The organism is Porphyromonas vaginalis, from assembly GCF_958301595.1.
GTDB lineage: Bacteria > Bacteroidota > Bacteroidia > Bacteroidales > Porphyromonadaceae > Porphyromonas > Porphyromonas vaginalis.
On record NZ_CATQJU010000001.1, the window covers coordinates 185642 to 212031 of the forward strand.

The window sequence follows — 26390 nt, forward strand, 5'->3', positions numbered from 1 at the left end:
TGTTACAGCATAGTGGTTTTTAACGGGGACGGACGCGGTCCCGTTTTGATACAACGGACGCACGAGCCGTGCGTCCCTACAAATCGTTACACGTACCCCCCCCACAAAAAAAACATGAGGCTGTCACTCCACAAGGAGTAACAGCCTCACTAGCTCAACTAAGTAGTAGAGCCCCCCTCTAGAGCTACTTAGTTGGCCTTGACGATGACACGCTGTGTGTCAAAGAGATTCTCGACCGATACCACCTCAATGGTCTCGGAGCAGTCGCTCTTGTTCGAGAGGAAGGTGCACCTGAGTGTCCGGTCTGTCGGCAGCTTGGTGATGATGGTCGTGTAGCAGGGACGACCCACTGGATTTGCACCATCCTTGGCAAGGCCGAAGGAGAACTTGCCCATACTGACATCCTCCGTTGTTACATCTGGATAGAAGTGCTCCGTAAAGAAGCGCAGGCGCATCGGTAGCTGTTGAGCCTTAAAGTCTTCTGGTAGGGTTATAACGAAAGAGAGTGCACCCTTCTGCCCATGGACGTCAGCCGTAACCGCATTGCCAACCGCAGGCTGCCCATTCACCTGAAAGAGCTCATAGTTATAAGGTTTTCTCACCTCTACACGTACGATGCGCATCAAGTCGGGGTCACCCGTTACACCTACGATAATGTCGGAGATACGACTCGTTTCAATCAAAGCCGGTTGGAGCGTTGCTGTAATCTGTCCTGTGGTATTATCGATTGAGACATCACCCTTACCCTTTATGGCGTTGTAGTCAGTAGCATTGCGCACGGCAACGATCTGGAGCTTATCATTTTGAGCTGTGGCACTGCCCTCGGGGTAATAATTTGCCTTAAAGGTGAGCGTCTGCTCTCCATGCGTTATAATATAGTTGCTCGCCTCGACCTCTAGTCGTCCCTTACCATCGGAGTACGAGGGGTAGGCTTGCAGCTCCTCAGAGAGAGCGAGGTTATTGACCGCGGGCCCGGCGAGTGCCTCGTCTAGTGAGGGAGCTCCAATAGCTAGGGCATCATTGATGGTCACCTTGTACCAGTAGTTGCGGAGCAGGTCGTAACGCTCTAGACGATTAGCACTCTTGACGAAGTCGAGCTTGTAGTAAGAGTAGTCTGTAGCTCCATCATACTTAGCTCGTATGACGAGGCAGGAGATAGGCTTTGCCACCTTGTTCCTTCGCTCGAAGCCGTAGACAGGAGTACCACCCGTATACCAGCCGAGACCTGCATCCCCATTGGCCAGGAAGCTCTCTCTCGGGATAGTCGGCACACGATTGTCTACGCTAAATGCCTCGTCAAGATCTGGCAACGCCGCACGCTTGAAGGGAGCCACGGTGCCACAGTTGTAGCTATTGCACAGTGTGTAAGAGACATCGGCGAGCTTTCCAGTGTGGCTCTCTAGCGTAAACTTAGCCATAGAGCGTAAGAGCTTGATCTCGCCTAGGTTGCTATTCTCCTGCACCTCATTATACTTACAGCGAGCCCACATCGGGATGCTCATCTTCTGGCTGACCTCGGTCATAGTCACGAGGTCTGAGAGGAGCACATCGCTCTCCTTACGCCCTAGGTACTGCCTACCCGAGTCGCTACCACCATAGTTGCGGTTGGCCACAAAGTGAATGACGCAGGGTGAGCTCTGTGGCTTCAGTCGGGCGGTGAAGGTGTAATTGCCTTCGCCAGCCTTGGTTAGGTCGGTCGCAAGGGCGTAGTCTGCCATCAACCCCTCCTCGTTGAAGACGAGTAGCTCTAGCCGGTCGATCTTGTTTTCATCAATACCCTCTTGCATAGCGCGCATGGGGGCATAGTGTGGTACATCTACCGAGAGGGATACAGTGACCCGCTCTCCATCCTGATCTACAGGAGCTGTACGTTGCTCCTGCTGGCATGCCGGTAGCACCATAAAGGCTAACAGCAGGAGGAAGTATAGAAATATCTTCGTTCTAGTCATAACTCTCTATCGGTCTAATCTGTACGGTACATGTGACTGAATCGTCGGCTCCTTGACATCTCGCACACAACGGGTGTAAGCTTTAGTTGGGGAACCCTCGCTACCACCTTGCAACTCTATTGCTGCATCGCTCTTAGCACTCCAGTAGTATCTACCCGTCATAATGGATTTGACTGCACTATTGGGGTCGTTCTGTAGCTGGTCTATCAGTCTGATCTCAGCCTCTGTCGGTAGTCGCCAATCATCGAGGGGCACCTCCACGCCATTGACTATACGCGTCTCTGTATAGGTTGCACAGTTGCACAGAGCGGTCTCCTTATAGGCTCCTATCTTGCTAGTCTCACTCCACTTACCCCTGCTATAATACCAACCATACTCTAGGTAAGACCATCGCTCTGTGGCTCCAAGCTGAGAGGCAAGCTCAAAGCTGAGAGGCAAGCTCAAAGCTGGGAGAAACCATCTGAGCGGTCTCAGCATCACGCTTCGTTGTAAACTTAGAGATCTTCTCTCCATTGTTTAGCTCCCAACGCTCAACAATATTTCCCCAAAAACCTGTATTTTGTACGAACCAGGATCCTGGCCAGAAGTCTGTTGTCTCTCTCGGGGGGAAGCCCAGGATCATACCTGCGGGTGGATTCTGCACGGTGATACGGTAGATGGCTTTGTTGTTCAGACCACTATGAGCTAAAGTTCCGTCAGGTCTTCGTGAAGACTTCACACCAATCGTATTGACAACAAAGAGCGAGGGGTACTGGTACACCGTCACCTCCTTGTCTAGTCCTGCGATGCCATTGCTGACCTTAAAGCGGATCTTCTTAGGCACATTGTTGATTGGAATCCTTGACTCAATCTGAATCTGATTGCCCACTACGGTAACCGTCGGGTACTGATCACTAGAGGAGGAAATGTTGTCTGTTGTCGCCACTCCCGTAGCTCCATTGACATAGCTGAAGCTAACCTCCACGATCTGGGTCGTGACTGGCTTTTTAGAGGACTCATAAGATATGGTATGAGTCTCCACATTGTAGATATGAGCCTCTTTCTCTGACACCTCTAGATAGTTAGCTGCTGGGAGGTCATACTGATCATCGCAGAGTGTCCAGGGGAGGATAGAGAGCGTGCCCGTGATCTCCACAGGCTCTTCGGGAGTTGTGGAGCCCAGCTTATGGATGCCAAGCTTCAGGTCGTAGAGCTTATTGGCCGTAAAGTGCGGCTCCGCAGGCGTGAGCGCTACGCGATAGTAGTAATCTGCTGCGGTCGTTGCGCCCTCCTTCTTGAGGGGTACGGTGAGGAGGTAGTAAGGTGCCTCATCGTTGCTACTCCACTTATTATAATAGGAGTAGAAGAGTTGTGGCTCCTTGTTCGAAGTAGCTCGGTAGGCGTAGTCGATGGAGTTAGCTCCAGTAGCCACCTCTTCAGCTGTGAGGTAGCCTTGGCTGACGGCTCCAACGAACTTGACCTGTATCTCGCCACCTAGCTCATATCCTGTGATCTGCACGGTAGGCGTGATGCGTAGCTTGCTGGCTACACGACGTAGCTCAACGGCACCGAGCTGCTTGCCCTCAGGGGTCCCTAAGTTAATCTTCTTAGAGGTCTGACCTTGCATGACAAACTTAGCGTTAGGCAACTTAGCGACCGACTCGCTAACAGCGATCTTCGCTAGTTCGCTCTCTTGCTCTGGCGCCTTGAAGGCCATATTGGTCACGACGTAAACATTGTACGTAGAGTTACCATCGAAGCCCTTCTGCTGAGCCTCTGGGATGGGGATGCTGTAGTTGCCATCGGCAGCGGGTGCTGGTGAGACTGACCAGTAGAGCGTCCCTCCCTTGTAAAAGAGGATCTGAAGACGCTCGATCTTGTTCTCATTGAGTGCATCGTTCCCAGCCTCTGTAGCACGTAGTGAGCGGATCTCCTGCACGGCTAGTCGTAGGGATAGCTGCGCTGAGGAGGCGTCGTCATCAGGACATGCCACGGGTCTCTCCGCTATACATCCTGATACCATCAGCAGTATCAAGGCATACCCGACCAAACGGGTGGATATATCTATAAGTCTATTCATAATCTAGGATGCTTCTAATGGTTTGCTAAGCATGCTTCTGACAGATCTTGATACCCTTCTCAGGCATCTCTGCCCCTACTAGGTCTAGATACTCTGAGGTGAAGAGTAGCTGCGTGCAGCGCAGGTTAACGCCGGCGGGCTTCGTAGCGATTACCCGAACGGTGTACTCGGTAGTGCCATCGGCTAATCCCTCTCGTACGGCTCCCCCCGTGATGACAAACTGGAAGTCGAGCGCATTGGTCAGTGTGGCGCGCCACTTAGAGGGGTCGGTGCTGGAGCTTATCTTGACCTTGAACTCAGCAGCCTCCGTATCGGTCACGTAGTAAGTTGCTGTAGGATCGGGAGTAAGGCTCTCGATCTTAGGATTTTCGAGCTTCTTCTCACTCGTCTCTACATCCCAGGGCAAGACTTCCGTCTTCAGCAGTAATGCGTTGTGCACTCCGATCTTAGTGATCGTACCTGTCAGCTGGTAGTGGCAGTTGCGTTGCAGTGCGTAGTGATGATTCGCGTTACTCGTCTTATCATTGACATAGGCCGTATAAGTCGTAGGGACTCCATTGTATAGAGCCTCGATGGTCAGTATAGGCGCATGACCTGCTGTATCGCTATCGAGGCTCTCGTAGGTGTAGAGCGTCTTGTCGGGGATATAAGCGGTCGTTGCGTTGTTGGCTAGCGTAACCTTCTCGGCTTTGTTGTAAACCCAAGTCTCGCCCAGGTGATAAGAGGCGGGCGTCAAGAGCATACTGGCCTTAGGTAAGCGGCTGATCGACACGCTACGGATGATGATTTCGTCGTCGGTCGCCGTCTTTTGCTTCAAGTCAAGCGTGATCTTAGCTCTCGAGCGAACCAAGGCGATTGTCACCTCATTCTTCTGATCTTTCTTGAGGGTCGCTGTCCCCTGCCCTGTCATCAAGATGGGCTGAGGCTTTGTAGCATTGCTGGGGTCCGTCTCAGGGATAGCCATACGGAGTAGGTCTTGCTTGAAGACAATTTTGTTCAGAGCGTCGCTCATGGCTGGGCTCTCGTTGGCAATGACGTAGATATCCTTCTCACCTTCGTGAGCCTTCACGCGTAGCCAGTTGCTGAGGTCGGTTGGCGTGCTAAAGCTCTGCTGTGCATCTAGAGCTCCTCCAGCCTTATTGAAGACTAGGATACGGATCGTCTGCACGGGCAAGTCCTCTACGAGGAGTTCTCCCCCGCGCAGGGTCATCGTCGGAATAGAGAGCTGTACGGTGGCAGGCTCTAAAGTCTCTCTCAGCTCACTGCGCTTACACCCTGAGAGCACTGTCAAGAGGAGTGCCGATAGTGCGAGCAGCGTTGTAAGTATAGGTCTATATGGTTTCATAGGATTTCAAGCTTTGCATGTGAATGAGACTTTAGTAGATGACAAACTGATGTACGACATTCCACGGGGTCACAACGACCTGCACGGATATATCTCCAGATCGCATGTCGATGAGTACGTTGAGCATCTTGCCTATCTCAGGTAGTAGGAGCGTGCCTCGTGAGTCCTTGGTAAAGCTCTCTAAGCAGTTGTCGCCGACGTAGAAGTCTAGCTGGAATGGCTTGCTCTCGATAGGCGGGTAGACCCTAAAGGGTGCTATGTGATAGTCGCCCGTAGAGCTATCTAGAGAGCCCGTCAGACGGTAGGTCGTGGGGTTACCACCGTATGTGTCAGCTATAGCGTAGTTGTCTAGGGACTTGCCGAAGAGTATCCGTGCTGCAGCGTAGTCTGTCGGGTCAAAAGCTTGTCGCTTATATCCCTGGCGATCGAGCCACTGCTCATAGCCTAGAACTGTTACATTGACCTGACAGGTGCGCCGGCAGATGTCTATCGTAGCAGGCTTGCCTAGCTCGAGCTTGCCGTAGACTTGCTCTCGGTCTAGTCGACCGGAGAAGAGGTCTGTGGGGTACTGCCCAAAGCCATCTATACGCTGTAGTGGCATCTGTACATCCTCGATGCGCTGTACGGACTCTAGCCGTGCTATGTCTGCAGGAGCTACATTGCCCCAAGCGACGAAAGTGAGCGACTTAGGGCCGTAGTGCTCGATGTGGATAGGCTTGCGCGACTTGATCTCCTCGGCGTTGAGGAGGATTTTGTCCAGGCGCTTGCCGCTCTCGTCAAACGTGAAGAGTATCACGTTCTCTACATCCCCATCAGAGGTTATATCCTTGTTGGAGATATCTACAGCCCGTACGGTCAGCTCGAATGGTTGAGGACAATCCTCTAGATCCTCTGCGATACAGCCAGACAAGAGGGCTAGCATCGACACTATCCACGCCGTGGTCGCTGTCTTATTGATCCATCTCTGTATGATATTCATATTAGTGTCTCAATGGGGTGCTTAAAGTGATGAGGTAGAAGTGGAGAGCCTGCCGTCAAACATTTGGGATCGTATGTTGACTATGAAGGATGTATGATCTTGCGCTTGATGCAGACTCTCCGAGTGGTTAGAGACGGCTCTAGAGCCACCACACTAGTCGGTGGCTCTAAAGCTATCTGTGAGGGCGTGGTCTACCAGACTACGTTTTGCTTGACGATGACCCAAGGCGTGACAACGCACTTGACATCGAGGTTAGCCTTCTCCTGTGTTGGGTCCTCAGGAGAGTTCGTACCAGGACCAGTGATCGTGAGAGAGATCTCGTACTTGTTGTTGCGTACGATAGCGTTCTTAGCTGTATGACCGTCCGCGTAGGTATAGCCATCCTTTGCCCAGTTGACAAGGACTGGGTAGTAGGTTGAGTGATCTGTCGTAGATACAATCCAGCCAGCCTCTACAGCTTGCTGAGCTTGATCAGCCGTTAGGTCTGAGCCGTCAGCCTGTGTGAGCGTAGCCTTGAGGCAGAGGATGGTGGGGTGCTCTGCAGAGTTGTTCTCTAGGATATAGAAGCCCTTGCGTTCCTGTTCACCTGTCTCTTTGAGATCCATCTTGAGCTCGGCCATCTCAGTGTAGTTAGCCGCTGCTGGAGTGTACTTAGCGTCCGTCTTGCCAAAGAGCTTGACACCATAGAAGTAGTTAGCATCAGTGTTGGCGAGAGGCTTACCGAAGACATTGGACTGAGCCTTAGCGATGAGAGCTATCAGCTGACCCTCGTCAAACTTGACGTTGTAGAGTTTTGCGTAAGACTCTGCGAACTTTACAGTAAGGTTCGTTAGAGCCATACCAGCATGGATGTGCTGGAGCTCGATAGGCTTATCTATAGAAAGACGATTACCGTCACCATCTGCGTAGCCGTAGTAGTTGTTGCCCTTCTTGAGGGTGACAGATACAGGCTCTGCGGTGAGCATGAAGGTACCCTTGGTGGGGTCCTGGTCATCAGCAGAGAGTGTGTGCGTTAGAGCCTTAATTTTGTCGAGGGAGAGACCCTTGAGATTCTTGTTAGCATAGTTAGCTACGACTACGAGTGTCTTAGCACCAGCTGTGGTCTCGATATCCTTGACCTCGAGATCACCAGCCGTGGCAGCCTCCTTGTAGGCAACCTGTGCCTGACCCTGGTAAACCATGACGGCTAGCTTCTGGACCTTCTTGTCCTCATTGCCTGCGCCATCCTCATAAGCTCTGAGGTCGGCTGACTTGATAGCGACGCTGATGGTAGCGTCTGTCTCGGACTTGACGTCGTCCTTCTTGTTGCACGCCGTGAAGGCGAGTGTGAGAGCCACGAGGCTCAGTAGGAAAAGCTTACTTTTCATAATAGTTAATTTGATTAGTGGTGAATATATAGTTTGTATTGTTTGCTATCTGCTTAGAAGTTGTCCTGCATGTAGTGTAGGAACTCATCGAGGTTGTACTGAGCGTCGGGCAATCCGAGCTGTGCAGCCTTGGTTAGGTAGGTACGAGCGTCGTCGTACTGCCCATTGTAGGCATAGGCGATGCCCAGGATGGTATAGAGCTTCGTATTCTTCTTATAGCGCTCTAGTAACTTGACGGCCTGCGCATAGCGACCCGCCTCAAAGTCCATGATCGCCGCATTGGTAGCTGGCTCGACAGCATTGGGGAAAGCGTCTGCAGCGATCGCCCAGGTCTCGTACCGCTCGGCACTGCCGGCTGGGTAACTATTAGCCACCAAGTTGACCTCGGCTAGGCTGAGGTGTGTCGGGTGCTTCTTGATCACCTCCTTCGCCTCGGTTAGGTCAAAGCCCTTGACCACAAAGGAGAAGGTGATGACCGTGCGACGTAGGGGCGGGTAGTAAGTCTGTAGCAGGTGAGCGTAGGTCTGTCCCTGATCGATAGCACGTAGGGCTGCTGTACGCTCGCTGGCAGGCTCCTCCTCGATGATCCGTAGGATCTGCTCCTTGTGCTCTACGTTGCTCTCCTCGATGGCTGCCTTTAGTCCGTCCCAGTCGGCACCCATCGCGTGTGTGGTGTAGCGATCCTTGAAGCGGGGATAGGTGCGTACGAGGTAAGCAGCGATGCTCTCGACACGACCCTCAGAGAGTCTCTGGTTGAGGTCAGCACTACCCTCAGGAGAAGCGTAACCAGTCAGACTATCAGCAGCCTTACGCTCAGCCGCGGTAAACGTGACAGTCTCTCTCTGCTGACAAGATGAGGCGAGCAGACAGATAGCCACAATGAGAGAGGACAGTACGCCTAGAGGCACTCTTCTTATCTGCATACTATGTAGGAGGGGGGCATATAGTCTCATCTTGACAACTTATAAGTTCTATGATTAGTCTGAGGACCATCTGCATACAAAGGTAAACAAAAAGGCATATACAGAATCGCCCCACCCCATCCCCCAGAGCTGACGCATTACAAACTCTCTGTCAGAAGCGACAAACGAGGCATAGATGAACTCACTATATATAATAATCAGTCCTGCCTTCCAATCTCTCCCCCTCCGATCTCTCCAATCCCTAATTTCTAATCTCTAACTTCTAACCTCTAATCTCCATTTACATATCTTTACGGGGCAATTAGTCCGATCCCCTTCTTTCTCGAATATCCACGTGGGAAATCTCAAATCTCCACGTGGATGTTTTTTATTTTCCACGTGGGCGTGATTCATTTCTTCCGAAGTTTCATTTCATTCCTCCGAAGTTTCATTTCATTCCTCCGAAGAATTTTTTATTCTCCACGTGGGAATTTCGAAATATCCACGTGGAAATCACTTTTCCTCGACGCAGTGCCGTTTCGATGTGTAGCCGGATCTAAATTATTGTTTCGAACTGACGTTAGGGGTCATCAGTCAGGGCTGACGCATCATAGTTGCTCTGTCAGGAGCGACAAACGAGGGATAGAGAAGTTTATATAATGTGTCAGCCCTGACCATATTCCTAATCCACAGCCTATCACGAGTAGCAACGTGTAGGCTCGTTCCTCCCCTCCCCCAGCACCTCAAAAATGGGAGTGAGGTATGAGGAGTGAGCCCCAAGCATGAAGACAGCCTCCACAAGCATCTCTGCTCATGGGGGCTGTCATCGTGTTCGTGCCGATACCATATTGAGACTGTTGACTTTTGCAACAGTCTCGTATTCGTACTAAAATTATGTTCGCCCTAACATCGTATTCGTCCTAACATTCTATTAGTAGTGCCAGCAAATCACTCTCCAGAAGCACTACAGTCAGCACCTACACCGTCAATTCACGCACCCCGTGTGGGGTGCGACGTCTGACGCTAATCTCACAGTAAAACAGTATGTGGGTTTCAATTCACGCACCCCGTGTGGGGTGCGACTCCTTTGCCCCCCTCACCTCTTTTGAGGTGGGGGCGTTTCAATTCACGCACCCCGTGTGGGGTGCGACTCCTTTGCCCCCCTCACCTCTTTTGAGGTGGGGGCGTTTCAATTCACGCACCCCGTGTGGGGTGCGACTGGTTCGTCACGCTCACTCGTCCGACTGTGCCTGCGTTTCAATTCACGCACCCCGTGTGGGGTGCGACATGGGTCTTCCGTATCACGGTACATCTAATTTGCGTTTCAATTCACGCACCCCGTGTGGGGTGCGACATAAATAATGCTTGGTCTGATGCTCGTACAGAGGTTTCAATTCACGCACCCCGTGTGGGGTGCGACAGAGAGGTGGGGGGCAATAACGATGGATAGGTATTGGTTTCAATTCACGCACCCCGTGTGGGGTGCGACTCCGAAAGAAGTAGAAGAGCGTATAAAGGCAACAGGTTTCAATTCACGCACCCCGTGTGGGGTGCGACACAAGTATTGAACCCAAAGACGGGTAAATTTATGTTTCAATTCACGCACCCCGTGTGGGGTGCGACTTTCGGCTCTTGGTTATCAAGAGATAGAGGGTCGTGTTTCAATTCACGCACCCCGTGTGGGGTGCGACGGCTCTGTCTCTTGCTCTGACTACGAATAGTCAGTTTCAATTCACGCACCCCGTGTGGGGTGCGACAATATCGTATAATATCACGAGGCGTCTTTGCATCGTGTTTCAATTCACGCACCCCGTGTGGGGTGCGACCGCGATGCCCAAAGGTACGCATAAATAGAGGACTAGACGATGATGAACTGCGAATGGGAGACTACGAGTGGGTGTATTCGGTGCGTTGGCGGTGACTGCGAAACAGTATCTTCTTGGATCTCAACGTATGCGAATAGTCCGCCTTTTCACTGATCGCTTGGCATTCGCAGAGGAGTACAAGCAAGAGAAAACGAAGCTGAGTGCTATATGAGTAGCACGCCCTCGGGGTCTACGCCCTTTGTCTTGCCAATGGTGGTGATCTTAGACTGGTAGTTGGTGCCGAGGTGGTAGATGCGCAGGGAGTCGCTTGATAGGCTGATTGTATCCGTGAGCGCAGCCTCTAGTTCCACCCTTTGGGCAGGAGAGACGAGGCATTCGAAGACCGAGTTCTGGACACGCTGGCCGTAGTTTTGGCATATCTTCGCCACTTGGCGAAGGCGCCTAGCACCATCAGGCGAGGCGGTGTTTACGTCGTAGGTGACAAGTAGGTACATCAGCTTTGGATTAGGAAGACAGGGTAATCGTCGAGGTCTCCTCGGAGGCATCGGGCTAAGAGCAATGCCTGAGCATAGGGAAGCAGTCCTATCGGTATCCGCTCCTGAAGGAAAGGGTGCATAATCTCCTCTCGCTTGCGCTGCTGCCACGCGGCTAGGAGCTCTTTGCGGGGCTCGTCTCTGAGGATGTATCCGTTTTCGCCCTGGGTGATGAAGTCTGAGGGTGCGACCTGTCGCTTATTGATGACAGTCAGGACGAAGCGATCCACGAGGTAGGCGCGAAGCTCCTCCATAAGGTCTAGAGCTAGGCTTGCTCTGCCTGGTCTGTCCGTATGGAGGAAGCCCACGTATGGGTCCAGTCCAACGGTCTCCAGTGCTGCCGTGACCTCATGGGCGAGTAGGGTGTAGAAAAATGAGAGCAACGCATTGGTCTCATCGCGAGGCGGTCGTCGCGACCGTCCCTCGAAGATGAACTCCGGTCGCCTTATGAGGTGGTGAAAGAGGGCAAAGTATTGCTGCGCTGCTAAGCCCTCTACACCCATAACGGTCATACGGTCACGCTTGTAGGCTAAGCTCTTTTGCAAAGTCTTGAGTTGGCTGAGTGCCTCCTGAAAGGTTGTCTCCACGCTCTCTGTCGGGTGGTAGTCTCTCAAGTAGCGACCCAGCACTGATCGCTGGTTAGCTATCTTGGCCGAGATAAATAGAGCGGCGAAGTGCGCTGCAGCGGGTTCGTCGTCAGCGATGCGGTACTGCGTACGTCTCAGGAGGACATTGCCCCTCGTGGGTCCCTCTAGCGAACCTATATAGCGACCTGTGGGTGTGAGGAATGTGAGCTTGACACCCTCCTGCACGCAGAGCTGCATCAGCCCTGGCGAAGCACCCATATAGGAGAAGGTGATGATTCCCTCGAGGTTGTGTATCGGTATGCGAAAGGTCTCCTCGCCATCTACCCGCGCCACGACATTGGTGCCGTCCTTGAGCAAGTAGACATTGGGCGTAAGGATATAGAGGGTGTTGAGTAGCTTTCTCATGAGGTGAGTATGTCGTGATGCTTTAGGTAGCTCTTGGCCGAACGGTGTGATGCGATACGAGGCATGCACTCATCGAGGAGAGAGCAGGAGCGGCACTGACGGGTGTAGTGCGCTGGTATAGGCGTGCGCTGCGCAAAGGCCTCGTGCATCTTACGCGCCACCTCGTAGCACGTTGCCCGCAGAGTGTCGTCCATCTCGACCTGTAGGCGATGCCGTGTCTCTCCATAGTAAAGAGCTCCGTAGGGAATAGAGACTTGGTACATCTCCTCAAGAGCTATGACCTGAGCGCAGAGTTGCAACTTATCAGCGAGGTGAGTCTTAGGCTTGCCACGCTTATATTCGACAGGAGTCGCCTGCCATGACCCTGGGTACTTAGGGTGTCGGAAGGGGCTCAGGCATTGATTCCGAAGCGGGGTCAGCTCAACCGCATCGGACAGCCCGTATAGCCCCAAAGTGTAGGAGACGAGCGGCACCCGTCTCATCGTGATCGTGTCTCCCACGCGAGCACTCAGCTCAGGCTGGTCCACACGCTTGTGGAGGATCTGCCCTAGCGCTGTGAGGTGGTTGTCCTGCCATAGCTGCTCTAGGGTGATCAGTTGCCACTGACGTGGACAGAAGCAGTAGTGCTGTATCTCGGAGATTGTCAGAAGCTCCTCGTCGCTGTAGCGTCTCATGGGAAAGGTTGTTTTAGAGAAAAGCCCCTGCCGTAGTGGCGTGTGCTACGGAAGGGGCTTTCGTGTGAAAGGGGGCTAGACGAGCTCAATGACCTCGACACCCTGGAGTCCGTCGCGATCGATCTGGACGGTGTAGTCGGAGAAGTCGCGTGCGGGACCTGTGAGTCCCTCTCGCCGTGCTACGGTGACACGCTCGAAGAGCTTGTGCGCAGACGCATTGCCCAGAGGCGAGTCGTGCTTGAAGATGATCAACTTCTGCAGACTCATGAGTCCACGGGCTGCGGAGTGATCTAGGTCAAACATATTCTCGAGTGCCTTCCAGAAGAGCTGCAAGTCATCCTCCGTGAAGCCTGTGTCCTCGGCAAAGTGTGGCGTCACGAAGCCATACATCTTATAGAGTCCGTAGGGAACGGTGGCTTTGCGCCCCATGGTGCGGTTGCCTCCCTTGTCGTCAGCCTCTTCGTTGGCCTTCTGCTCGTTAGCGTCTGTAGCAGCCATCCGTGTGATGGTATGCTCGTGAGGAAAGATCGGATCAATGGAGCGCGCAAAGGTTAGCTGGATGGGACCACGCACCTGACCAGCGTTGTTGCCCGTGGAGAGGACAGCACCGAAAGCGCGTATGTCGTAGTACTTCTGGCACATGAGGGCACGAGCCTTGTCTCGGTCTGCAGCATTTTTCGTCTTAGCATCCTTGCCCGTAGCCTCTTCTACAGCCGCATTGATGGAGTCATTGAGGACGGAGTTCTCTCTGACGAAGACATCTTGGTCGGTCGCCATCTGTATGTAGTTGCGCACCTTGCGCTTGATGCATACATCGGTGACGAGTCCCTCGCCAGTCTCGGGGTCTACGCGGGGCAGGTTGCCACCATCAGGGTCGCCATTGGGGTTGCCATCCTTGACGTCAAAGAGCAGGATGAAGTCATATCTATTCTGTATCATAACTATATGGGTTATTGTTCTGTTTCTTCAGTTGGATTGTCTGTGTCCTCCTTCTTCTTATAGGAGTCAACTTTCTGATGATAGTAGCCTACAGCGAAGAGGCTCTGCTCATCTAGCGAGAAGGTCGCCGGGAATGTGGGGACCTCCGCAGGAATCAGTGAGAAGATCTCTCCGAGGAGCTTTTCGAATGTCACTGCTAGTCCAGGCTTCTCCTTACGTAGCTTGCTCAGGTGGTGGTTGGACAGTGCGATGAGTCGTCCCATCACCATGTTAGGGCGAGTGGAGGCGCTAGCGTAAAAGCGATCTCGGATGGTCGCATTGACGCCTTTGCCTAGTGAAGCCTGCTGGATCTGCTCGAGGACGGCAAAGAGGCGTCCGGCGAGGTAAGCGATGTTGTCGTTTTGCTTGTCTAAAGCCATATCTAGTGTGGTTATGTTATTGTATATTCTTGCTTTGCGATTGATGCATCCCTTGAGGATGGCTGCTCGTAGTTCGGTGACCGTGCGCTCCTGCGTGATACGGTTGATGCAAGCCTGCTGCAGAGTCATAGGGTAAAGTGTGCCATTGAGGATACTCTCGACGATGCTCTGCACAAGGTTCATGGCAAAGGTGCTAGACTTGGAGGGCGATGAGACACTCTTCACGATACCATAAAGAGAGCGTAAGGGCGGGTTCTCCTCGTCCACGTTGCCATCCCAGCGAATGATGTTCATATCAACGAGGTGCTGGTAGACTCTGTCGAAGATCTCCGACACCGTTCCCTGCTGCCAATACTTGACGGTGATGCGTCCGCCTGCTGTGAGTCCGAGTACGTAAAACTGTCGCTCATCCTCCCAATGCTGCCCTTGACCTCGATTGCCACGAATAGCTTTGAATTGCTCGAGTACTTTGTAGGTGCCCTGAGTGGGGTTCGAAGCTTTCTTTTTACTCTGGCCTTTTCGCTTAGGTTGCTCATCGTCTGTGTCGGACGGCTCCTGAGTATCGTCCTCCCTTACGCCTTCGAAGATTACGGTACGAAAGGTCTCGTTGATACTAGGATCGTCAAGATCCGAATTCCAAAAGACATAGCTGATGTCTCCGAGCGTATAGCGTGTCTGCTCATTGCGGAGCAAGTCGTTGAGAGCTGTGGTGTGGGCAAAGGAGGCGTACTTAGAGATCGGCGCATTCTCGCCCTGCTTCTTACCATAGGAAAGGTAGGCTGGGTCGTTGAAACTAGCTATCGTGGCTCCCGCCTGAGAGCCTGGAGCTACAATACGAGCGTGAAAGGCTGCTAGAGGCTTCTCCTCACCCGTTATGAGGCATCGCCCAAGGTTTTCCTCTGTATTGTAGGCTTGAGCAGCATAATCATGTGCATCCTCTTGTGTAGCTAAGAGCTCTGTATCACCTTGCAGCTGGAAGGTCATCCAGTCTGATGCTAAGATGCGCTCGGTATGAGCCTCCTCGGGTAGAGGCGTCTCGGCTCCGAGGTAATGGTCGTAGAAGAGACAGACCGCCTTAAAACTGGCGTTATCTGGGTACAGCTCTGCGATCTCAGCCATGACTCGCTTGAAGTCCGCTAGTCGATCCGTACAGGGTGACACCCCCTCGGCACTCTCTTCATACCCTAGGATGTACTTGCGATTGTCCCAAAAGGGTTGTGCGGGTGGACACTTACCGCTACGCTTTAGTCCAGCTGGCACTAGATAGTCCTGCCCCTTGCTCTTCTTGTCATTTGGATCTTTGAGGTCTTTTAGTCTGACGAAGGAGCCATCTTCGCGAATGACGATGACCCAGCGAATGGGTTTGACCTCTAGTCCAGGGGTCGCTATGCGATGTGCCTTACGCATCGCCTCGTAGTAGTTGTATAGTGCTTGTAGGATCATCTCAGTATCTCATTACTATCCATCGGGGGGACGAGGATGACGCCATCGGTCATCTGCGCATGATAAAACATGGCTGGGGGATTCTTCCTATCCCGATCGAAGTCCATATCGTAGAGCATGATGCTCAGGTCGCGACTCTCAGGAATAGGCTTGGGCTCTAGTGCTGTCTCCCCATGCTCTAGGTCCACATACTCAAAGGAGCAGGTGAACTCACGGCACCCTAGGTAAGGCATCATGAAGCACTGCCCAGCTTTGGCTCTGCGCTCGAATATCTCTTGGTACTTCCTTGGGTTCTCCGCTTTGCGCTCGGCTTCGCTGTACTCCTCGTTGTAGTGCTTCTGACAGCTAGCTGAGCGATCTCTAACAGGTATGTAGACCATCTTAGCATAGATCCGATAGTCTACATCACGTAAGAGGTAGGAGGCACGCTGTCTACGATCCTCTGAGATGTTTATGCCTGTGCTCCCTTTGCTCATAATAGAGGCCACCTCGTTTCGCTTGATGGTAAACCGCTTGATTGGGGCTAGTACCTCTATCTTCGTGATTTCCCAGCGTATGGCGGGCTTCCAGTAGATCGCCTGAAAGATGGCTCGCGCGGCACTAGGCGTGATCACGTCATAGCTAACACGCTCCACCTTCATCTCGGGGCGTGTGAAGCAGGCGAAGGGACCGCGCACACGCAGGCAGTACTCCTTGTCTATATACTCTTCCATATATCTATACTCCTATGAATATTAATGTCTGATCGATTATCTGTATCCCAGTCTCCGCACTGTAGAGCTTATCATCGGCTAGATAAGCGATGCCACACTCGCTAACTGAGATACTACTCCCCAAAGTTAAACAATCTTTTTGTTTTAGACCAACGGTAAGACGATTCATTTGTCGGTACTCCTGTCGTGTCAGCGGAAGGTTGCTTTGGAGCTTCTTGATGATCGCTTTCCCCGCTTTGTCGTAGGGGACAACGATAGAGGTGCTCTGATCCTCTATATACTTAAAGTTCTCACTCGCTGTCTCATAGTCGAAGCGTAGTTCCTCACATCGCTCGTCATCTACATCCCAAAGCAGAGGGGAGACCCTCTTATCTTTCTCCCGGGTCTTCTTGTTGTCGAAGCAGTCGACGTCATTATAGAATGCCTTGTAGTAACGCTCGATCTCCTCTCTCTGCGGAGCTCCCTGCTCAGCCAGCCGATCAAGGAGATCCTCCAGAGCACCTTGCGCCCAGCTCATTTCACCCAGGCTGACTGTTTCATCAAGGCGAAAGATGTAGACCTCGCCAGGCTCTGCCATACGCCCCTCACGGTTGCACCGCCCAGCGGCCTGCATGACCGAGTCTAGACCCGCCATCGCTCGGTAGACCACGGGGAAGTCTAGATCTACACCAGCCTCGACCAGCTGCGTGCTGACGACACGTACCGGCTCGCCAGCCTTCAGGCGACGGCGTATCTCCTCTATGCGCTCCTGAATGTGTGCCGAGCACATCCTGCGTGAGAGATGTATCAGCCCCTCACCCGACTTGTCTTGAGCTTTCAGAGCCGCATAGAGACGAGCCGCATCGTTGCGACTATTCACGATACAGAGGAAGTTCTCGTGCTGTGCCAATCGCCCGGCCAGCTCCTCCGTAGAGAGCTTGAGTAGGTCCCAATGGTAGCGAACCTTGTCAAAGGGCGCGAAAAGCTTGGCATCATAAGGTACAACCTCCTGAATGCGCTCCTCGAGGAAGAAGAACTCATGACCGAACCGCTTGCTGTCTGACAGGATGTCTTTGTCAAAGACTGGTAGCGTGGCAGTGCAGAAGAGAGGCTCCACACGAAAGGCGTAGTGCAGGCTCTCCACTACACGCAGGATCGGGTTGAGCAGCCGAGGGGGAAACATCTGTACCTCGTCAAAGACAACGACCGAGTTGCAAATGTTGTGTAGCTTGCGACAGCGACTCACACGGTGAGCATAGAGCGACTCGAAGAACTGTACGTTGGTCGTTACGATGAGTGGCACGTCCCAGTTTTCCGTCATGAGCTTGGTGTACTCCAGAGCTTCGTCAAGTCGCTCCTTGGCATCTACATCTGAGTGATGCTCCAGCACCTGGTCCGCCCCAAAGATGTCCCTAAAGGTTTGCGCTGTCTGGGTGATGATCGAGGTGTAGGGGATGACGTAGATGATGCGCTCACACCCCTGCGCTATGGCGTGCTCTAGAGCCCACATCATCGAGGAGACCGTCTTGCCAGCACCTGTGGGGAGCGAGAGCGAGTAAATCTTGCGCTTAGCCGTGCGCCCATGCTTGCGACATTGGTCGAGGAAGGTAGCTCGCGCCTCATTGATCCGTCCCTCACGGTTGAAGTGTGACACATACTCCTCTAGCTGAGTGCGCATCTGCTTTAGCGAAGCTTTGGCATTCTGGCGAACAAGGCTCTTGTCGGGAGACATAAACCGCTCCGTGTCGAGGAAGTCGGCGTCTACCAAACAGGAGAAAAGCATTCGAACCAGTAGCTGGTAGTCTTCCTCATCAATCTTGTTCCATGCCTTAGCGACCTTGTCTAGAGAGACTTTGAGAAGAAGCTCTTCAATTTGGCTCGCCTCAGGTTGGAGTCCCTTGACTAGGTCTGCCACGGCTCGCTCGGTGTCACTAGAACGAACAACTTGTCCTCGCCACTCGGAGTCATCGTAGAGCCCTCGGTGGTGCGCCCCGATGCAGAGCGAGAGGATCTTTAGAAGCTGCTGATTACCGCCCACCTGCTTTAAGTCGTAGGCGTAGCGTGCTCCTGCGGGACTGTGCGGGGTGCGCCACCCGCTGAGCGTAGGATCTAAACCTGACTGCTGACGTATGTAGCGCTGGAAGCCCTCCTGGTACTTGCCCAAGTCGTGCAGGAGTCCCAGCAGGTAACCGATCTCGCCAAGCTCTGGATAATCGGTGATGCGCTCAGCGTAGCTCTGCGCTAGCTCCGCCACGCCGTGTAGATGATCTAGTAGAGGCTGCGTCTCGTAGGAGCCATCCTCTAGAACCCTTACGTGGGCTATCTGCTCTCTGTCGTTCATAGGGTTGGTTGTTCTTTACTTGTATTGCCTTGATACAACGGACGCACAGACCGTAGCCCTACTACGAGGCGATACGTCTGTGCGTCCGTTCCTGCTGCAACACTTAATAGTCGTCAATCTTTATCTTTTGAGGCTCAGTCTTCTTGCTCGTAATAATACGAGTAGTCGATCCCCTTCATAAAAGTTTCTCTATCGTTTACCTTATCCGTAAGTGCAGCGTGTAGTAGACGTTTCAAGCTTGTGGCATCTGACCATCGGGAGTGAAGAGTTTCAACTGGTTAGTGGCACTAACCACTTCACTTTCCTCTCTCTTGAGTTTAGTCGTTAGATAAGTCGTATCGAGATCTTGCTCATACGCTTCGTGTGAGTTTGCTAGGCCTCTATGGCATACTGTACTGCGCCAAGGAGGAATTAGTGCTTGCCGACCTTGGTGAGGAGGTTGCCCACCTCGCTGGCAGAGACCTCCTTGATGCCACCGAGGGCGGAGAGGATGCCCGTTGCCTCATAGGGGAGGAAGAGCGTCTTATCGGAGCTGTTGCGACCAATCTTCTCGAGCGTGTCCAGATAGCGCATCGCTATGAGGTACTGCGTAGGATTGCTGCCCGTGCTGGCGACTGCGGAGGTGATGCGCTCGATGGCCTCTGCCTCAGCCTCTGCACGAAGGATGGTAGCGCGAGCGTCAGCCTCGGCAGCGAGGATCTGCGCTTTCTTCTCACCCTCGGCATGGTTGACTGACTCAGTCATACGACCCTCAGACTCACGGATCATAGCTTCCTTCTGGCCCTCAGCGGTGAGTACTTGCGCACGCTTATCACGCTCGGCACGCATCTGCTTTTCCATCGCATCGCGTATGTCTCGAGGCGGGTTGATGTCTTGTAGCTCCACGCGGTTTACCTTGACACCCCACTTATTGGTCGCTTCGTCTAGGATATCGCGCAGCTTGCTATTGATCGTGTCACGGCTGGTGAGCGTCTCGTCGAGATCCATCTCACCAATCACGTTACGTAGCGAGGTCTGCGTGAGCATCTCGATAGCTACGGGGAGATTGGAGATCTCGTAGACCGCTTTGAGTGGCTCGACGATTTGGAAGTAAAGAACTGCGTTAATCTCAGTAACGACATTGTCACGGGTGATAACGCTCTGACGGGCAAAGTCGTAGACATTCTCTCGTAGGTCTATGCGGTCGGTATTGATAAAGCGCACGAGCGTGCCACCCTTGCTGGATGAAGCTGTGATACGCCAAACCATAGGGCGTGGCTTATCGATGAAGGGAATGATCAGGTTGATACCCGAGGGGAGGGTCTTGAGATAGCGTCCGAGACGCTCCACGATCATCGTCTCAGACTGCTGGACGATGACTAGCCCCTTGGCGATGATGTAGATGACGAGCAGGACGAGTACGCCCAGTACGATGAGGGATGCTTCCATATATGTGTAGTGTTTTAGTTGTTATTCAGTTGTTTGTGTGATAGGCTCGACGATCATGACGATGCTGTCGTTGCTGACGATGCGCACCATCTCGCCACGGGGAATGACCATGTCGGGTGCTACCGTGCGGGCGCGCCAGTTATCTCCATCCACAGCGATGCGACCCGTTTCCCGACTAGCATCGATGCACTCGGTGACCCGAGCCGTGCGCCCGTAGAGCGCCTCGATGCCCGTGCGGGCGGTCTCCTTGTTGCGATTGAGGCGACGAACCATAGGGCGCAGGAGCAAAAGGGCGAGGATCGACCCGATACAAAAGGTAATCACCTGCCAAGTAATAGAGGCTCCAAGAGCTGCCGGCAGGATCGCCAGCAAAGCTCCTATGCCAAAGCAGGCGACGACGAAGCCGGGCGTGAGTAGTTCAACGAGTAGGAACAGTAGCCCAGCGATGAGCCAGAAGTAGATGGGAGAGTTAAACATAGCTGTAGCGGGAATTAAAGGAGAGCTTCAATATCCTTGGCTAAGTTCTTCGGGAGCTTAGCCGATCCGTAGCGGGTTATGTCTGTGCCGTCACGAGAGATGAGGAACTTGTTGAAGTTCCACTGTATCGGCTTGACCGGCAGGTCTGAGTCTTGGCTCGTCTCCTCCTTGAGGAACTTAAAGAGTGGGTGGGCGTGGGGTCCGTTGACCTCTACCTTCTGCATGATTTGGAAGGTGACGCCGTAGTTGACCTGACAGAAGTTGCGTATCTCCTCATCGGTGCCGGGGTCTTGTCCGCCAAACTGATTGCAGGGGAAGCCGAGCAGGACGAGTCCCTGGTCGTGGTACTGCTTGTGTAGCTCCTCGAGCCCAGCCAGCTGAGGTGTGTAGCCACACTTGCTAGCGGTATTGACGATGAGGATCACTTTGCCACGCAGGTCGGCTAAGTTTAGCTCCTTGCCCTGAGAGGTCAGGGCGGTGAAGTCGTATATCGTTGCCATAGTATTTAGAGTTCTGTTTACACTATGACAAAGATACACTTTAGCCGAGAGAATTGCAACAGTTTGCGCACATTCCAGTTTGTTCCTACGTTGGAACCGAAAAGTTCCTCCCTTGGAACTAAAAAGTTCCAAAAGGGGAACTATTTTTGGAACTCGTATGTGCTACGAATACAGCGCAATACGTCGGACGAGGATGGTGGGTTTTGCACCACGGACTCGGTAGCACTCGTCACTCGACCAGACGCAGAGTGCGGTAAGGTTGCTAACTTTGCACTCCGTAATGTCTTATCTACAGATTTATCTATGAATCCTTGGTTAACGGTCGCTCTGCTGGTGGTCTCCAACGTCTTTATGACCTTTGCATGGTACGGGCACATCAAGCTGGAGCAGATGCGAGTCATCACGGACCACACGCCTCTCTATCTGGTTATCTTGCTGAGCTGGTGCTTGGCACTCTTTGAGTACTCCTTTCAGATCCCGGCCAATCGCTACGGCTATGTCGGCAACGGCGGAGCCTTCAGCTTGATGCAGCTCAAGGTGATACAGGAGGTGGTGTCGATTACGGTCTTTACGCTCTTCTCGGTGATTTTCTTCCGTGGGGAGCCGTTGCAGTGGAACCACTTAGCCGCTTTCGCCTGCCTTGTCCTAGCGGTTTACTTTGTCTTCCTAAAGTAAGACTGTTGCAAAAGTCAACAGTCTCACAATCTTGCAAGCAAGATTGTCCAGACTTTGCAGAAAGGATGAAGCGCAAGGCGCTGAGGGTGAGGTCTGAAGGGAGCATACCTCCGTATGTGACCGAAGCCGAATCCCGAAAGCAACGCAACGATTCGCCTTTATGCAACAGTCTTAAAGTAGGAGGCTCACGAGGGGAGCTGGTCGTAGGTGCGCCGACGACGGAGGTGGTACTGCCAGAGGAGCGAGTAGCGCGCTATGGGCGGGGTCGCCGTGGGCTGGTACCAGGACTGATCGGCGGAGAGAGCAAGCTGGCGACGGGTGCGGTAGAAGTCGCGCACGGCTCGTAGCACGGCTGTGGCGTGTCGGGGCTGCCCCTTGAGGAGGAAGGTGAAGGCGGCGAGCAGGTCTAGCGGGAGGCGACAGAGGAGGATGCGCCTGCGGGCATGCCGTGTGGGGAGGTTCTTGTAGAGCATGCGGAGGTTGTTGCGAAAATTGAGGTAGCTCTTCCTCGGGCTCCCCATCTCGAGCGTAGCTCCTCCGAGATGGTAGACGATGCTGTCGGGGGTGTAAAGGATACGACCGCCCGCAAGCCAAAGGCGCCACGACAGATCGATCTCCTCCATGTGAGCGAAAAAGCTCTCGTCGAAGCCCCCTACCCTCCAGAACGCCTCGCTACTGACGAAGTAGCAGGCGCCTGTCGCCCAGAGAATCTCGCACTCATCGTCATACTGCCCGTGATCTAGCTCGACGGTGTCGAAGAGACGTCCCCGACAGAAGGGATAGCCCCAGCGATCTAGCTCACCACCAGCAGCACCAGCGTACTCAAACGCTTCGGGCTGGCGGTCGCTGCGTAGCTTGGGTTGTACGGCAGCGAGACCTTCCCTCAGCAAAGCTAGCGGACGGTCGCACCAGTGGGGCGAGACACGTACGTCGCTATTGAGGAGACAATAATAAGGGTAGTCGAGCTGGCGCAGCCCTCGGTTGTAGCCTCCTGCGAAGCCGTAGTTTTCGGATAGACGAACAAGCTTGACTTGCGGGAAAGCCTCCTGCAGGTAAGCGAGCGAGTCGTCTGTCGAGCCGTTGTCTATGACCACGAGGTCGGCCACCTCAGGCGGTGTGTGCGCCACGAGGGGCGGGATGTACTCCTCGAGGAGCTTGCGCCCGTTCCAGTTGAGGACGACGATGGCTAGGTCGGGACGGCTCATAGGTCGGCTTATGGCTTGGTGGTGAAGGTTTGTCGCCGCACGCTCCAGTGCGCTAGCTGTGCGGGGGTGATGGCTCCAACGAGCTCAGGGTTGTACGGCTGGGAGACGCGTATATAGTTGTCGGTGAAGCCCTCCATCATCTCGCTGTGGCGAGTCTCCTCCCAGAGAACGGGGCGGATGGAGCCAGCGAAGGGGGCGCAGAAAGCGTTGTGCCGTTCGCTGGAGAGAGCGAGGAGCTCTTTCGTGCGGAGCTTCTTTTCGGTTGCGGGTACAGCGGGCTTGATCTCTAGTGCTTTGGTGCCTTTGCGCTCGCTATAAGGGAAGACGTGTAGCTGGCTCCACGGTTGCGTTTTGAGGAAAGCCAAGGTCTCGGCATGATGCTCGGGAAGTTCACCTCGCATGCCCGCAATAACATCAATACCGACGAAAGCATCGGGGATCAGCTCGTAGATGAGCCTAAGTCGCTCGGCAAAGAGTGCCGTGTCGTAGTGTCGCTGCATTAGGCACAGCACGTGGTCAGAGCCGGACTGGAGGGGGATATGGAAGTGTGGCATGAACTGCGCTGTCTCAGCGACGAACTGGATGATCTCTGGGGTCAGCAGCTCTGGCTCAATGGAGCCGATGCGATAGCGGGCGATGCCTGCGACTTGCGTCAGTCGGTGGAGAAGCTCTAGGAGCGTTTCGCCGGTGGTTCGTCCGAAGTCTCCGATATTGACGCCTGTCAAGATGATTTCCCTGCCACCTAGCTCAGCGACACGCTCCGCCTGCGCCACCAGAGAGGCAATGGATCCGTTGCGACTGACGCCTCGTGCAGCGGGTATGGTGCAGTAGGTGCAGTAGTAGTTGCAGCCGTCCTGGACCTTGAGGAAGTGGCGCGTGCGGTCGTCCGAAGAGACGCTCGGCTCGAAGTGTTGGAGCTCTCGGCGGGCGGTGACGTGGGGCGTAGCTGCTTGGGGCTGGTTGCGTTTTTGGTAAAGCTCGGTGAGGAGCGAGACGATCTCGCTTTTGCGCCCTGACCCAACGACGAGGTCTACGCCAGGCATCTGAGCAATCTGGTCGCCTTGTAGCTGGGCATAGCAGCCGGTCACGACGATAAGTGCCTCTGGGTACTCACGGTGCAGACGGTTGATGAGACTGCGGCACTTCTTGTCCGCCGTGTCGGTCACCGAGCAACTGTTGACGATACAGATGTCAGGTACCACCTCCATCGTGTGGTGATGCTCGTCAGAGATGCGCTCCACGCCCACGGTAGCTAGCTGCCGTGCGATAGTCGAGGTCTCGGCATAGTTGAGTCGACAGCCCAGCGTGTAGAAGGCTGCTCGCTTGCCAACGAGAGGATGTAGTCGAGGGGTGATCATCATAGAGAGTAGAGCAAAACGCCTGCAATGCCCGCCAGGACAATGAGCAGGATGGGATGAACCCACTTCTTGTATAGGAGGAGTCCCGTCACGGCAAAGATGATGAAGCTACGGTAGTCGATGAAGTTCTCCGTGACGATGATATTATCCACCGTGATCGGCGTGCCAGCGGGGAGCGTGAGGAGCGTCCATAGCCCCGGCTGTATCATCAGCATCAGCGCAGCGGCCGCTATGAGGCCAACACTGGCGGGACGTATGCCGAGGAAGGCTGCATCGACATAGCGGTTATTCCTAAAAGCTTGGAAGCTACGAGAGATGATGAGGCAGAGTACGAAGGAGGGAAGCATCACGGCGGTCGTCGCTAGTAGCGAACCGAGGATATTACCGCCCGTGACGGTGTAACCGATGTAGGTAGCGCTGTTGATCCCAATGGGGCCTGGGGTTACTTGGCTGACAGCTACGATGTCGGTGAATTGCTGGTTGGTCAGCCAGCCGTACTTGTAGACCACTTCGTTTTGGATGAGCGAAAGCATCGCATAGCCCCCCCCGAAGCCGAAGAGACCAATCTGGATATAGACCCAAAAGAGCTGTAAGTAGATCATTGCCTTTTTCCTCTTAATCCCTTCTCATGACACTATAGATGATTCCTCCGAGGGCAGAGCCGAGGATAATCCAGACGGGAGAGACGCCCATAAGCCAGACCAGCAGAGCCGATAGGATCGGTATCCAGACCATCCGCCAGGTGCCTTTCATCGCACGCCACGTGGTGATGACGGGGATCGCAATCATCGCTACGACCGCAGGGCGTATGCCGTACATGACCCGCTGTACCCAGACGTTGTCATTGACCTCTTGGTAAAACATCGCCAAGAGCAGGATGATGATAAAGGAGGGCAAGGTCGCACCAATAGCACAAGTCACCGCTCCGAGATAGCCCTTCAGGCGATAGCCGATGAAGATAGACATATTGACCGCAAAGACCCCCGGCAGCGACTGCGACACGGCAAAGAGGTCGATGAACTCCTCGTTGGTCATCCAGTGGTTCTTCTCCACGACGTCATGCTGTATGAGCGAAAGCATAGCGTACCCCCCACCGAAGGTAAAGCCGCCGATGCGAACGAATGTGATGAAGAGTCTCCAGAGCATCTTACAGTCCCAGCTCGCTTATAGTCTGTTGCGCCGTGCGAAGTAGAGGACGAAGAGCAGGTTGAGCACGAGCAAGCCACCGCCTCCGAGGAGGACGTAAAGCTTAGCCCCCTCTGCGACGGATAGAGCTACAATCATCCCAACAATGACGAGGAGCATCAGGACGAAGAGTGTCTTATCGAGCCAGTTGAGCGGCTTCTTTTTATTGCGTGTCATAGAAATTAGCGATTAGAAGAGCGAGAGTTTGACATACTTCTTGGGGTTTGCCTTGATGTCTCGGATTAGCGCATCAAGGCTAGTCGTGACGCTGTCGATGCGATTGTAGAGTCCATCCTCGTTGAGGAGCCTGCCCACGGTACCGTTGGACTGGTTGAGTCGCTGAGTGAAGCTCTTGAGTTCACGAGAGGTACTCTCTAGATTGGCTATCGTCTCTTGTAACTGCAGCGAATCAAGCCTAGAGGCAAAGCTCTCCACATTTGCCGAGGTGTGATCGATGCGCCCCATAATGGTGGGGAGCGAGCTCAGCGACCGTTGTAGCTGCGCTGACGAAGCGTTGATATGCTGTGCCGACTGGCGCACATCGGCGAGCGTCGGCTCTATATTGGGGTTCGAGAGGATCGCATTAGCTTGTAGTAAGACGCTATCCATACGGCTGAGCGTGGTGGAGATACGCGGTACGAACTCATCTTGTAGTTGCTCCAAGCTCTTAGCAGATCGACGCGTGGACATAGGTATGGTGTCCTTGGCATTAAGATAGGCCCCCGTCTCGACCTCTGGGAGGATTAGATTGACTAGAGCACCACTAAAGAGCGTTTGGGCGACCTGCACCTGCGTACCTTGAGGCAGCTTGATGTCAGGGTCTAGCGTGAGCGTGAGGATCGTCTCGCCATTGCTGTGGTAGTCATACTTCATACCCCGCACAGAGCCCACCTTGTAGCCATTGACGAAGACGCGTGTAGCCACATTGATCCCCGTCACATCATTCATAGCGACATAGTAGGTCTTGGAGCGAGCGGATATAGAGAGCCCCTTGAGGTAAGTGATCCCTAAGTATAGGATACCGATCGCTAAGAGGGTGAAGAACCCTATCTTGACAGTCTGTCGTGTGAGTCTTTTCTGTGGCATGGTGCAGCTGTGTCTC

At 53.6% G+C, this 26390-nt stretch carries 24 protein-coding genes, 1 pseudogene and 1 CRISPR repeat array; of the genes and pseudogenes, 1 reads left to right on the forward strand and 24 read right to left on the reverse strand.

Annotated elements, in window-relative coordinates; all coding sequences use genetic code 11:
- Window positions 1–188: 188 nt before the first annotated feature.
- The 18 genes and pseudogenes from Q2J34_RS00690 to Q2J34_RS00775 all read right to left on the reverse strand — a co-directional run bounded on the left by Q2J34_RS00690 (window position 189) and on the right by Q2J34_RS00775 (window position 20865).
- On the reverse strand, window positions 189–1949 hold the full coding sequence (locus tag Q2J34_RS00690; RefSeq protein WP_300969018.1) for a fimbrial protein: 1761 nt from the start codon (window positions 1947–1949) through the stop codon (window positions 189–191).
- A 6-nt stretch (window positions 1950–1955) separates the two neighbouring features.
- Entirely contained in the window at window positions 1956–2393 is a 438-nt protein-coding gene (locus Q2J34_RS00695) for an Lcl C-terminal domain-containing protein (RefSeq protein WP_300969019.1), read from the reverse strand.
- On the reverse strand, window positions 2371–4008 hold the full coding sequence (fimD, locus tag Q2J34_RS00700; protein WP_300969020.1) for a fimbrial tip adhesin FimD: 1638 nt from the start codon (window positions 4006–4008) through the stop codon (window positions 2371–2373). Before fimD ends, Q2J34_RS00695 begins: the two co-directional genes overlap by 23 nt.
- 25 nt (window positions 4009–4033) lie before the next feature.
- The gene (locus tag Q2J34_RS00705; protein ID WP_300969021.1) at window positions 4034–5353 is read right to left on the reverse strand and encodes a fimbrial assembly protein; all 1320 of its coding nucleotides are present in this window, start codon (window positions 5351–5353) and stop codon (window positions 4034–4036) included.
- A gap of 31 nt (window positions 5354–5384) precedes the next feature.
- On the reverse strand, window positions 5385–6332 hold the full coding sequence (locus Q2J34_RS00710; protein WP_300969022.1) for a FimB/Mfa2 family fimbrial subunit: 948 nt from the start codon (window positions 6330–6332) through the stop codon (window positions 5385–5387).
- Window positions 6333–6523: 191 nt separating this feature from the next.
- Complete coding sequence (locus Q2J34_RS00715) at window positions 6524–7699, reverse strand: fimbrial protein (protein WP_298889559.1); 1176 nt, start codon at window positions 7697–7699, stop codon at window positions 6524–6526.
- A 53-nt stretch (window positions 7700–7752) separates the two neighbouring features.
- The gene (locus Q2J34_RS00720; protein ID WP_300969023.1) at window positions 7753–8622 is read right to left on the reverse strand and encodes a hypothetical protein; all 870 of its coding nucleotides are present in this window, start codon (window positions 8620–8622) and stop codon (window positions 7753–7755) included.
- A gap of 961 nt (window positions 8623–9583) precedes the next feature.
- A CRISPR array of direct repeats spans window positions 9584–10427; the repeat unit is 33 nt; unit sequence GTTTCAATTCACGCACCCCGTGTGGGGTGCGAC.
- 203 nt (window positions 10428–10630) lie between these two features.
- A complete protein-coding gene (gene cas2, locus Q2J34_RS00725; RefSeq protein WP_298889390.1) occupies window positions 10631–10921 on the reverse strand; it encodes a CRISPR-associated endonuclease Cas2 in 291 nt (96 codons plus the stop codon).
- Entirely contained in the window at window positions 10921–11952 is a 1032-nt protein-coding gene (gene cas1c, locus Q2J34_RS00730; protein ID WP_298889392.1) for a type I-C CRISPR-associated endonuclease Cas1c, read from the reverse strand. Before cas1c ends, cas2 begins: the two co-directional genes overlap by 1 nt.
- Window positions 11949–12626: a CRISPR-associated protein Cas4 gene (gene cas4 / locus Q2J34_RS00735; RefSeq protein ID WP_298889394.1), complete on the reverse strand. Its 678-nt coding sequence runs from the start codon at window positions 12624–12626 to the stop codon at window positions 11949–11951. The genes cas1c and cas4 overlap by 4 nt, the downstream gene beginning before the upstream one ends.
- Before the next feature lie 75 nt (window positions 12627–12701).
- The gene (cas7c, locus tag Q2J34_RS00740) at window positions 12702–13565 is read right to left on the reverse strand and encodes a type I-C CRISPR-associated protein Cas7/Csd2 (RefSeq protein WP_298889396.1); all 864 of its coding nucleotides are present in this window, start codon (window positions 13563–13565) and stop codon (window positions 12702–12704) included.
- Window positions 13566–13576: 11 nt separating this feature from the next.
- Window positions 13577–15427, reverse strand: coding sequence for a type I-C CRISPR-associated protein Cas8c/Csd1 (gene cas8c, locus Q2J34_RS00745; protein WP_298889398.1), 1851 nt, complete (start codon window positions 15425–15427; stop codon window positions 13577–13579).
- Window positions 15424–16140 (reverse strand): type I-C CRISPR-associated protein Cas5c, encoded by a 717-nt coding sequence (gene cas5c / locus Q2J34_RS00750; protein ID WP_298889400.1) that lies wholly within the window; start codon window positions 16138–16140, stop codon window positions 15424–15426. The genes cas8c and cas5c overlap by 4 nt, the downstream gene beginning before the upstream one ends.
- Window positions 16141–16144: 4 nt before the next feature.
- A complete protein-coding gene (gene cas3, locus Q2J34_RS00755) occupies window positions 16145–18460 on the reverse strand; it encodes a CRISPR-associated helicase Cas3' (protein WP_298889402.1) in 2316 nt (771 codons plus the stop codon).
- Between the two features lie 134 nt (window positions 18461–18594).
- Window positions 18595–18711, reverse strand: a pseudogene (locus Q2J34_RS00760) (cell filamentation protein Fic); the annotation flags it as partial.
- Window positions 18712–18871: 160 nt separating this feature from the next.
- A complete protein-coding gene (locus Q2J34_RS00765) occupies window positions 18872–19888 on the reverse strand; it encodes an SPFH domain-containing protein (RefSeq protein WP_007364817.1) in 1017 nt (338 codons plus the stop codon).
- Window positions 19889–19909: 21 nt separating this feature from the next.
- On the reverse strand, window positions 19910–20365 hold the full coding sequence (locus Q2J34_RS00770) for an NfeD family protein (protein ID WP_298889405.1): 456 nt from the start codon (window positions 20363–20365) through the stop codon (window positions 19910–19912).
- 14 nt (window positions 20366–20379) lie between these two features.
- Window positions 20380–20865, reverse strand: coding sequence for a glutathione peroxidase (locus Q2J34_RS00775; protein WP_298889407.1), 486 nt, complete (start codon window positions 20863–20865; stop codon window positions 20380–20382).
- A 303-nt stretch (window positions 20866–21168) separates the two neighbouring features.
- Between Q2J34_RS00775 and Q2J34_RS00780 the strand changes: the two genes are divergently transcribed.
- Window positions 21169–21540, forward strand: coding sequence for a DMT family protein (locus tag Q2J34_RS00780; protein ID WP_007364795.1), 372 nt, complete (start codon window positions 21169–21171; stop codon window positions 21538–21540).
- A gap of 185 nt (window positions 21541–21725) precedes the next feature.
- Here the strand turns inward: Q2J34_RS00780 and Q2J34_RS00785 are convergent, their stop codons facing one another.
- Genes Q2J34_RS00785 through Q2J34_RS00810 form a run of 6 tightly spaced genes read right to left on the reverse strand, consistent with a single transcriptional unit; the run spans window position 21726 to window position 26374 of the window.
- A complete protein-coding gene (locus Q2J34_RS00785; protein ID WP_300969024.1) occupies window positions 21726–22745 on the reverse strand; it encodes a glycosyltransferase family 2 protein in 1020 nt (339 codons plus the stop codon).
- Between the two features lie 8 nt (window positions 22746–22753).
- Window positions 22754–24106 carry a tRNA (N(6)-L-threonylcarbamoyladenosine(37)-C(2))-methylthiotransferase MtaB gene (mtaB, locus tag Q2J34_RS00790; protein WP_300969025.1) on the reverse strand — a complete coding sequence of 451 codons (1353 nt, stop codon included), beginning with the start codon at window positions 24104–24106 and terminating at the stop codon, window positions 22754–22756.
- Window positions 24103–24705: a chromate transporter gene (locus Q2J34_RS00795; RefSeq protein WP_298889414.1), complete on the reverse strand. Its 603-nt coding sequence runs from the start codon at window positions 24703–24705 to the stop codon at window positions 24103–24105. The genes mtaB and Q2J34_RS00795 overlap by 4 nt, the downstream gene beginning before the upstream one ends.
- A 13-nt stretch (window positions 24706–24718) precedes the next feature.
- Window positions 24719–25249, reverse strand: a complete 531-nt coding sequence (locus Q2J34_RS00800) for a chromate transporter (RefSeq protein WP_298889416.1) — start codon at window positions 25247–25249, stop codon at window positions 24719–24721.
- Between the two features lie 18 nt (window positions 25250–25267).
- Window positions 25268–25465, reverse strand: coding sequence for a hypothetical protein (locus Q2J34_RS00805; protein WP_296953360.1), 198 nt, complete (start codon window positions 25463–25465; stop codon window positions 25268–25270).
- A gap of 12 nt (window positions 25466–25477) precedes the next feature.
- Window positions 25478–26374: an MlaD family protein gene (locus tag Q2J34_RS00810; RefSeq protein WP_300969026.1), complete on the reverse strand. Its 897-nt coding sequence runs from the start codon at window positions 26372–26374 to the stop codon at window positions 25478–25480.
- Window positions 26375–26390 lie beyond the last annotated feature (16 nt).